Here is an 8575-nt window from a genome sequence, read left to right as displayed (position 1 = left end):
GCGCTGGCCGGACGGGGTGTCGTCGAGGCGGGGCCGCCGGTGGTGACAGGGGCATAAACGGCCGTCTCGGCGGTGTTGGCCAGAGTTAACCCAGGGTTTACGAAACGGGACCGTTGCGTATCGGAATAGGTTGCGATACGGTGTCGTTGCGAAACTCAGACGTATCGAAATTAAGGAATGCTTCCATGAGCGACACAGTCGTGGACCCGAGAACGGGTCATCCACGCCGCTGGGGGATCCTCGGCGTGCTGGTGTTCAGCCTGCTGGCCGTCGTGCTGGACAACACCATCCTCAACGTGGCGATGAAGACCATCGCCGACAAGACGGTCGGTTTGGGGGCGACGCAGAGCGAGCTGGAGTGGGCGATCAACTCCTACACGCTCGTGTTCGCCGGTTTGCTGTTCACGTTCGGAGTGATCGGCGACCGAACAGGGCGCAAGCGGATGTTGTTCATCGGCATGGCGATGTTCGGACTGGCCTCGCTCGCCAGCGCCTACTCCCAGGATCCGATGCAGCTGATCCTGGCGAGGGCGGCGATGGGCATCGGCGCCGCGGCGATCATGCCGGCGACGCTGGCGATCATCTCCAACGTCTTCCCGCCCGGTGAGCGGGGCAAGGCGATCGGCATTTGGGCCGGTGGTGTGGGGCTCGCGGTGGCGGTCGGACCGATCACGGGCGGCCTGCTGATCCAGCACTTCTGGTGGGGCTCGGTCTTCCTGATCAACGTGCCGATCGTGATCATCGCGATGATCCTCATCGCCACCCTTGTGCCCGAGTCGCGTGACCCGAAGCCGTCCAGGCTGGACCCGTTCGGCGTGGTGCTGTCCATCATCGGGCTGGTGGCCGTGGTGTACGGCATCATCCGCGGTGGCTACCTGGGCACCGTGGCCAGCGCCGAGGTGCTGGTGCCCACGCTGCTCGGGCTGGTGGTGCTCGGCGTGTTCGTGTGGTGGGAACGGCGCATCGACCACCCCATCTTCGACGTGCGTAACTTCGGCAACGTCCGCTTCAGCTCGGCCATCGGCATGATGGGCATGGTCTTCTTCGCGATGATGGGCGGGATGTTCTTCCTGACCTTCTACCTGCAGATCGTGCTGGGGTTCTCGCCGGTGCAGGCGGGGGCGCTGATGATCCCGTTCGCCGCCGCGCAGCTCATCTTCGCGCCGCTCAGCCAGCGCGTGAACGAGCGGTTCGGCGCCAAGCTGTCGGCCACCGTGAGCATGATCGTGGTGACGGCCGCCCTGGCCAGCTACGCGTTCATGGAGCAGGACACGCCGATCGTGCTGATCGAGATCGTCTTCTTCGTCCAGGGCGCCGCGATGGCCAACATCATGCCGCCCGCGACCACCGCCATCATGGAGTCGCTGCCCAGGGAGAAGGCCGGCGTCGGCTCGGCCATGAGCAACACCGTCCGCCAGGTGGCCGGTGCGCTCGGCGTGGCCGTGCTCGGCTCGGTCCTGTCGTCGAACTACCGCAGCGAGATGACGCCCGCGCTGGCCGGGCTGCCCGCGAACGTCCAGCACACCGCGGGCGAGTCGATCGTGCAGACGATGGGCGTCGTCCAGGCGCTCGGTGACAACGGCCACGCGCTGATCAAGCCGGCGTTCGCCGCCTTCATCGACGGCATGCATGTCACGGCGCTAGTCTCGGCAGTGATCGCCTTGCTCGGCGTTGTGATCGTGGCAAGGTGGATGCCGGGCAAGGCACGCCCGGTTCAGCAGGTGGAACAGAAGGCACCAGCGGTAGTGTGAGGCCCCGCGATGACGATCCAGGAATCGGCGACTGCCCGCCCGGCGGGGCGTCCGCGTAGCGAGAAGGCCGAGAAGGCGATCATCGAGGCGACCCTCGACCTGATCGGCGAGGGCATGGGAGTCTCCGAGCTGTCCATCGAGGCGATCGCGTCGAGGGCGGGCGTCGGCAAGACGACCATCTACCGGCGCTGGTCCAACAAGGAGGACCTGATCGTCGACGCCCTCGCCACGCTCAAGGCGCCGCTGCCGCCGCTCACCGGCACGTCGGTGCGCGACGACCTGATCAGCCTGCTCGACGCGATGCGCAAGGAGTCGGGCGAGCCCCGCAGCCGCTGCGTCATGAACATCGCGATGAGCGAGGCCGACCGCTACCCGGAAATGATGGCGCGGTTCGTCAAGCGGGCCGTCGAGCCCCGCAGGAAGGCGATGAGCGCCGTGATCGAGCGCGGCATCGCCACCGGCGAGCTCCGCCCCGACCTGGAAATCTCCATGGGCATGGCCATCCTCCAGGGCGCCATGCTCTGGCACACCAAATGGGGCCCGGCCGGCGACCTCGCCCCGGATCTCGCCGAACGCGTCGTGGACGCGGCCCTGGCGGGGATGGCCCCTTAACGGCTTCCCCGGCCCCTGGGCTACGGGACCCCGAGGCTACGCAGGCGCTGTACGGCCTCCCCGGCGCGGGCCGGTCTACGCGCAGCGGCCGGTCCGGCTTTCGGCGGGGCGGGCGTGTGCTGAGGGCTGATTGTGCGTACGGCCGCCTACGCAGGCGGCCGGTCCGCTTTCCGGCGGTGGCGAGCGTGTGATGGGAGATCGCGCTTGATGGCCGTCGTTTCGACGGAACGTCCCATGAGCGGGGCTGATGAACCCCCGGCGGAGGTGTGTGGAGCGCCGCCTCCGTCGGGCTCGCCCGCAGCAGCCCGGTCACCACAGTTCTCGGCGAAGGCCCGGGCCTGAAGAAGCGGGGGCGTGTGGGGAAGATCGTCCTGGCCTAGGCAGAACGTGAGCATTGCTCTAATCTCGCGGCCATGCCCCCAATGCGAACATTCACGACAATCGTCGTGCTCACCTCAGCTCTTCTGTTATCCGGCGGCGCCGCATTCGCCCATGAGGAGCGTCCGGTGACGCTTCCTGACGGTACGGGTACGGTGCCGGCAATGCGTTCGGGGGAGCCCGACCTGCTGGTGTGCAAGAGCGACAAGGCCGACTTCGAGCGTCGAATCGCGAAATTTCCGGCGGAGCTGAAAGCCCGCAACCTCGACCTTTTCGCGAAATGTCAGCAAAAAGGGGTGCGACACCTCCAGGAGGCCGTTGACCAGGTCAACCGCCCCGGAATGACGATCGCCATCCTCCCCGGACTCTATCGGGAGGAACCCAGCCAACCCGCCCCCACCGGCGCCTGCACCGCCCTCCCGGCCCGCTGGTCCAAGTGGGGCTACCAAATCCTCTCTTTCGAGCAACAGCAGCAATGCCCCCACAACCAGAACCTCGTCGCCATCCTCGACAAGAAGGACCTGCAGATCGAGGGCACCGGCGCGGACCCCCTGGACGTCGTGATCGACGCGGAATACCGCAAGCTCAACGCCATCCGCGCAGACCGTACCGACGGCATCTACTTCCGGAACTTCACCGCGCAGCGCACCACGTTCAACTCCCTGTACGTGCTCGAAACCGACGGTTTCGTCATCGACCGCGTCCTCACCCGCTGGAACGACGAGTACGGCTTCCTCACGTTCGCCAGCGACCACGGCCTCTACACCGACTGCGAGGCGTACGGGAACGGCGACGGCGGCCTCTACCCGGGCAGCGCCTCCAACCTCAACAACGGCCGCGGCCACGACGTCCCCAGGTACGCCATCGAGATCCGCCGCTGCAAGAGCCACGACAACGTGCTCGGCTATTCGGGCACCGCGGGCGACTCGATGTGGGTGCACGACAACGAGTTCTACAACAACATGGTCGGCGCCACGATGGACAGCCTCTGGCCCTCGCACCCCGGTCTGCCGCAGAACCACGCCAAGTTCGAGAACAACAAGATCTACGACAACAACCGCGACTACTACCGGTACACGCGCGACGGCACCTGCGCCAAGCCCCCGGCCGAGCGCGGCTACGAGCGGGGCGTGGTGTGCTCGCAGGTGGGCGTGCCGCCGGGAACGGGCATCCTGGTCGCGGGCGGCAACTACAACATCTTCAGGAACAACCGCGTCTGGGGCCACCGGCGGGCGGCGTTCCAGTTGTTCGGGGTGCCCGCGTTCATCAGGGGCGAGAACGACCTGGCCAAGCAGGCCGACACGTCCGACTACAACCGCTACGAGGGGAACGTCTTCGGCGTCGGCCCCACGGGGGAGCGGCGGCCGAACGGGCTGGATGTGTGGTGGGACGGGCAGGGCACGGGCAACTGCTGGCAGGGTGACACCGGAGTGTCCTCGCCCGCTGTACTGCCGGTCTGCGCCGCCGCGGCGCCGGCGCTGTCGGGCGGGGCGAACCGCCTGCTGGCCGAGCCCGTGAAGCTCGTCAAGCTGTACCTGTGCGCGGACTTCAGCGCCTCGGATGCCCGGCTGCCCGCCGGATGCGACTGGTTCGGCGCCTCGGGGCTCGGCAAGGTGGAGACGCAGCTCGCCCTGGGAGGATCGGCGGTGCTGGGGTTGCTGCTGGGGCTGTTCTGGTGGCACTCGCGGCGGGGCGCGCTACGGCACAGCGGAGCCGGTCGCTCGGGCGCGGCGTCCCGGCCCGGCTCCCCGACGAGGTCTCGCCTCGGCTCGGCCACGAAGGCACGCTCCGGCTCGGAGAGATCGCGCTCAGGCTCGGCGGTAAGGTTCCGCTTCGGCTCGGCGACGAAGCCACGATCGGAGAGATCGCGGTCGGGCTCGGTGGCAAGGTTCCGGTTCGGCTCGGAGATGTCGCGCTCCGGGGCTGTACGGCACGGCAGCGGAGACCCGTCGGGGAACGGCGTGGCGCCCGCGGTGACGGCGATCATCCTGCGCCGCCACCGGCTGGTCATGGCCGGGACCGTGGCCGGCGTCGCCGGGCTCGTGCTCGACGTGGTGGCGGCGGCCGTGGACAGCACGATGCAGGCCGGGGTCGCGTTGCTGCTCATGGGGGCGTGGTGGCTGTGCCTGGGGGCGGCCTTGCGGGCGAAGCGGCCGGCGTTCGGGTGGCTCACGATCGTGGTGGGGGTGCTGGCCTGCGCTGACGCCTTCGACCGGATGGTGCACCTCATCCCGCTCGTCCCGCTGGGGCCCGGGTGGATCCGGGGGCTGGTGACCGGGCTCTGGGTGCTGTGCGCGGTCGTGGTGCTGGCGCCGAGGCGCGACCGTACCGTGGAGGAGACGCCCGCCGAGGCCGAGGTGCGCGCGTGACGCGTCCGGTTCTCGAGACGGGCGGAGGCGTGCCGGTTCGCGCGCTCAAGGTGTGGGCAGGCGCGCCCGTACGGGTGCTGAGGTGCGTGCTGGTCTGCTGGCTCGTCGCGGCGTGCGGGCCGTTGTCGGAGACCCACCACAATCCGGGCAACAGCCATGAGGTCGCGACGGCGGCGCCGGGCGGGCGCGCGGACGCCGAGATCACCATCGCTCACGGCCAGGTGAGCCCGCCGCCGGGCTGGCTGGAGGTGGCCAAGGGGCGTCAGGTCAGCATCACGGTCACCAGCGACGTGGCCGACGAGCTGCACGTGCACGGCTACGACATCGAGGCCGAGTTGCGGCCGGGGGTGCCTGCGACGGTGCGGTTCACGGCGGACCTGAACGGCGTGTTCGAGGTGGAGACGCACAAGAGCAAGCTCGTCCTCACGCAACTGGCGGTCCGATGAGGCTCCTGCCGGAGCCGGCGGCCGCCGCGCTCCACGGCGACGGTTGGGGGATGGCGGTTCTGTTCCGTGGCGGCGGCCCCGCGGCCGGGGTGCTCGCGCATGGCGTGGGCGCGCGCAGTGACCTGCCGATCCCGCTCTTCTACGCCTACGCGGGCGCGTTCGCGGCGCTCGTCGTGTCTTTCCTGGCGCTCGGTCTCCTCTGGGCCGACTCCCGCTTCCGCGGCGACCGCGCGGGCAGGCTGATCCCGTTACGCCTGCCCGCCCGCCCCGCCCGCGTCCTGGGGCTCCTCGTCGCCCTCTACACGCTCGGCTGGCTCGTCGCCGGCCCAGCCGAACCGAACGCGGGGCCGTACCTGGTGTACGTGCTCTTCTGGGTCGGCCTGGTCCCGGCGTCGCTGCTGTTCGGCCCGGTGTGGCGGGCGGTGAGCCCGTTCCGGTTGCTGCCCGACCGGCCCCGCCGCCCGCTCCCGTCGCGGCTCGGCTACTGGCCGGCCGCCGCGGGACTGCTCGCGTTCACCTGGATGGAGCTGGTCGCCCCCGAGCCTTCCGCCCCCGTCACCCTGCTGGTCTTCCTCGCCCTGTACGGAGCCGCCCAGCTCACCGGCACCCTCGTGTACGGCCACGCCTGGCTGGAGCGGGGCGACCCGTTCGAGGTGTACTCCACCCTGATCGGCCACCTGTCACCACTCGGCAGGAGGGCGAACGGCGACCGCGTCCTCCGCAGTCCCTTCGACGGCCTCGACGCCATCGAGCCTGCCCCCGGCCTGGTCGTCACCGTCTGCGTCCTGCTCGGCGGCACCGCCTACGACGGCTTCTCCACGACCCCGGCCTGGGTGGGCGCCCTGCAGTCGGGCCCGCTGGGCCGCACGGGGCTGGGCACGCTCGGCCTGCTGGCGGCCGTCGCGGGCGTGGCCGTCCTGTACGCCGCCTGCCTCGGCGTGGCCGGGCTGATCGGCGGTGCCAGGGGACTGACCGCCCGGTTCGCCCACTCGCTGGTGCCGATCGCCACCGGCTACCTCATCGCCCACTACTTCTCGCTCCTGGTCATCGAGGGACGGCACGGCATCCTCATGGCCCTGGGCCTGGACGCCAAGGCCGACCCGAACGCCATAGAACCCGCGACCATCGCCACCGTCCAGGTGCTGGCCATCGTGATCGGCCACGTCGTCGGCGTGGTGGCCGCCCACGACCGCTCCGTCCGCCTCCTGCCGCCGGCCCGCGCGGTCGCCGGCCAGATCCCCCTGTTCGTCCTGATGGTCTGCTACACGATCGGAGGCCTGACGCTCCTGCTCTGAACATGAGAGCCAACGCGTCACGTCAGGGCAGGGCCTCCACCGGCCCGCCAGCGCGCATGCACGGGATCGTCAAGAGCCACATCGGTCGCATCCACGCCAAGCTCACCCTGCGCAGATCGCAGTGCCAGCGTACGAGACCGGCGCGCCGCTGCGGCACGTCGGCGTCGAGGCGGTGCGGGAGGTCTGCGCACGCGGCCTCGACGAGGACCCCGACGTCCGCTTCGACGTGCCCGACCTGAAGATCCTGGCCAGGGAGGACCTCGCGGTCGCCTGGGGTCTCAACCGGGTCCTCGTGGGCGGGTCCGCCGAGACCTGGTCACGCGGGACCCGGGTGTTCGAGCGGCGGAACGGGACGTGGGTGATGATCCACCAGCACGTCTCCTACCCGTACGACCCGGGCACGGGCGAGGCGGCGACCGGCCTACGTCCCTGACCGGACGGCGGCGAGCATGGCGTCGAGGGCGCGCTGCGACGTCTGGAGACGTTCGATCGTCTCGGTGATGCGCCGGTGCTCCCTACGCAGGTTGCTCACCATGCCCGGGCAGGCCGTCGGCACCATCTCGCCCCCGTCGTCGTGGACGCAGTCCAGCAGGCGGGCGATGACCGTCGTGGGCAGGCCGGCGGCGAGCATCGCGCGGATGTGGCGGACCGCGGCGACGTCCGGCTCGCCGTACTCGCGGTAGCCGTTGGGCAGCCGCACCGGCCTCAGCAGCCCCTGCTCCTCGTAGTAACGCAGCAGCCGCCTGCTCACCCCGGTCCGGTAGGCCAGGTCTCCGATCCTCATGTGCTCCTTGACCTTCACATCGATGTGACGCCTTAGCTTCCGATCACAACAACGGAAAGGAGCCGATGATGCCTGGAGCTGTGATCATCGGAGCGGGGCCGGGGATCGGCCGGTCCGTCGCCCACCGGTTCGCGCGGGAGGGGCTGCCTGTCGCCCTGATCTCGCGCAGCGGCACGACACTCGATCTGAACGGGGCGCTCGCGTACGAGGCCGACGTCGCCGATGAGGAGCGGCTGCGCGCCGCACTCGACGCGGCCTCCGCCGAGCTGGGCACGCCGGACGTCGTGGTCTACAACGCGGCGATCATCCGGCCCGACGCGCCGGGCGAGGCGAGCGCGAGGGTCCAGCTGGACGCCTGGGCGGTGAACGTGGTCGGCGCGCTGGTCGCGGCAGCGCACGTGGCGCCCGCGATGGCCCGGCGCGGCAGCGGGTCGTTCCTCGTCACCGGCGGGATGCTCGAGCCCAAGGCCGGGTACGTCAGCCTGTCGCTCGGCAAGGCGGGCGTGCGGACGCTGGTGGAGCTGCTCGACCAGGAGTACGGGCACTCCGGTGTGCACGTGGCCAGTGTCACCGTGGCCGGCCCCGTCGCGCCGGGCACGGACTTCGACCCGGACGACATCGCCGAGCACTACTGGCGCCTGCACACCCAGCCTCGCGACCGATGGGAGCGGGAGGTGCTCCACGCCGGTGGCGGCGTCAGGGCGTGAGCTTCCAGAGCCAGCCGATCGGGCGGAGCCCGAGCCGCCCGGCCACCCGCTGGGAGGAGCGGTTGCCGGCGCTGGTGCTGTAGAAGAGGGGGATGCCCGGCAGCAGGCCGGCCCACGCGGCGGTGGTCGCCGCCGCGTATCCGCGGCCGCGGAAGGCGGGCGCCGTCCAGGTGCCCGCCTCGGCGCCCTCGGGGGTCAGGCGCGCGCTGTGGCAGATGTCGGCCACCTGCCCG

Annotated in this window: 9 protein-coding genes; 7 read left to right on the top strand and 2 right to left on the bottom strand. The window is 70.3% G+C overall.

Going from position 1 to position 8575, the window contains the following annotated elements; genetic code table 11:
* Positions 1–185 precede the first annotated feature (185 nt).
* The 6 genes from AB0J09_RS47500 (at position 186) to AB0J09_RS47475 (ending at position 7284) form a co-directional block, all read left to right on the top strand.
* The gene (locus AB0J09_RS47500; protein ID WP_360706897.1) at positions 186–1751 is read left to right on the top strand and encodes an MFS transporter; all 1566 of its coding nucleotides are present in this window, start codon (positions 186–188) and stop codon (positions 1749–1751) included.
* A gap of 9 nt (positions 1752–1760) precedes the next feature.
* Positions 1761–2363: a TetR/AcrR family transcriptional regulator gene (locus AB0J09_RS47495; protein ID WP_360706894.1), complete on the top strand. Its 603-nt coding sequence runs from the start codon at positions 1761–1763 to the stop codon at positions 2361–2363.
* Positions 2364–2905: 542 nt separating this feature from the next.
* The gene (locus AB0J09_RS47490) at positions 2906–5110 is read left to right on the top strand and encodes a right-handed parallel beta-helix repeat-containing protein (RefSeq protein WP_360706891.1); all 2205 of its coding nucleotides are present in this window, start codon (positions 2906–2908) and stop codon (positions 5108–5110) included.
* Positions 5107–5556 carry a hypothetical protein gene (locus AB0J09_RS47485; protein WP_360706888.1) on the top strand — a complete coding sequence of 150 codons (450 nt, stop codon included), beginning with the start codon at positions 5107–5109 and terminating at the stop codon, positions 5554–5556. Before AB0J09_RS47490 ends, AB0J09_RS47485 begins: the two co-directional genes overlap by 4 nt.
* Positions 5553–6851: a hypothetical protein gene (locus tag AB0J09_RS47480; RefSeq protein ID WP_360706885.1), complete on the top strand. Its 1299-nt coding sequence runs from the start codon at positions 5553–5555 to the stop codon at positions 6849–6851. Before AB0J09_RS47485 ends, AB0J09_RS47480 begins: the two co-directional genes overlap by 4 nt.
* Positions 6852–6972: 121 nt before the next feature.
* Positions 6973–7284 (top strand): nuclear transport factor 2 family protein, encoded by a 312-nt coding sequence (locus tag AB0J09_RS47475; RefSeq protein ID WP_360706882.1) that lies wholly within the window; start codon positions 6973–6975, stop codon positions 7282–7284.
* On the opposite strand, the gene AB0J09_RS47470 is transcribed toward AB0J09_RS47475, so the two are convergent.
* Entirely contained in the window at positions 7273–7635 is a 363-nt protein-coding gene (locus tag AB0J09_RS47470) for a MerR family transcriptional regulator (protein WP_360706879.1), read from the bottom strand. The two genes, AB0J09_RS47475 and AB0J09_RS47470, sit on opposite strands and share 12 nt — an antisense overlap.
* Before the next feature lie 65 nt (positions 7636–7700).
* Here AB0J09_RS47470 and AB0J09_RS47465 point away from each other — a divergent pair, with 65 nt between their 5' ends.
* Positions 7701–8342, top strand: coding sequence for an SDR family NAD(P)-dependent oxidoreductase (locus AB0J09_RS47465; RefSeq protein WP_360706876.1), 642 nt, complete (start codon positions 7701–7703; stop codon positions 8340–8342).
* On the opposite strand, the gene AB0J09_RS47460 is transcribed toward AB0J09_RS47465, so the two are convergent.
* Positions 8332–8575: GNAT family N-acetyltransferase (locus tag AB0J09_RS47460; protein WP_360706874.1), on the bottom strand; the 244-nt coding region annotated here is incomplete at its 5' end. The two genes, AB0J09_RS47465 and AB0J09_RS47460, sit on opposite strands and share 11 nt — an antisense overlap.

Origin of the sequence: Nonomuraea sp. NPDC049784, from assembly GCF_040659615.1 — a bacterium.
Classification (GTDB): domain Bacteria; phylum Actinomycetota; class Actinomycetes; order Streptosporangiales; family Streptosporangiaceae; genus Nonomuraea.
This window is presented reverse-complemented; position numbering and strand designations above follow the sequence as displayed.

What these genes read in the sequence shown, in the direction of transcription:
- AB0J09_RS47500 (WP_360706897.1), top strand. Translation starts at nt 186, where the DNA reads ATGAGCGACACAGTCGTGGACCCGAGAACGGGTCATCCACGCCGCTGG.
- AB0J09_RS47495 (WP_360706894.1), top strand. Translation starts at nt 1,761, where the DNA reads ATGACGATCCAGGAATCGGCGACTGCCCGCCCGGCGGGGCGTCCGCGT.
- AB0J09_RS47490 (WP_360706891.1), top strand. Translation starts at nt 2,906, where the DNA reads ATGCGTTCGGGGGAGCCCGACCTGCTGGTGTGCAAGAGCGACAAGGCC.
- AB0J09_RS47480 (WP_360706885.1), top strand. Translation starts at nt 5,553, where the DNA reads ATGAGGCTCCTGCCGGAGCCGGCGGCCGCCGCGCTCCACGGCGACGGT.
- AB0J09_RS47470 (WP_360706879.1), bottom strand. Translation starts at nt 7,635, where the DNA reads ATGAGGATCGGAGACCTGGCCTACCGGACCGGGGTGAGCAGGCGGCTG.
- AB0J09_RS47465 (WP_360706876.1), top strand. Translation starts at nt 7,701, where the DNA reads ATGATGCCTGGAGCTGTGATCATCGGAGCGGGGCCGGGGATCGGCCGG.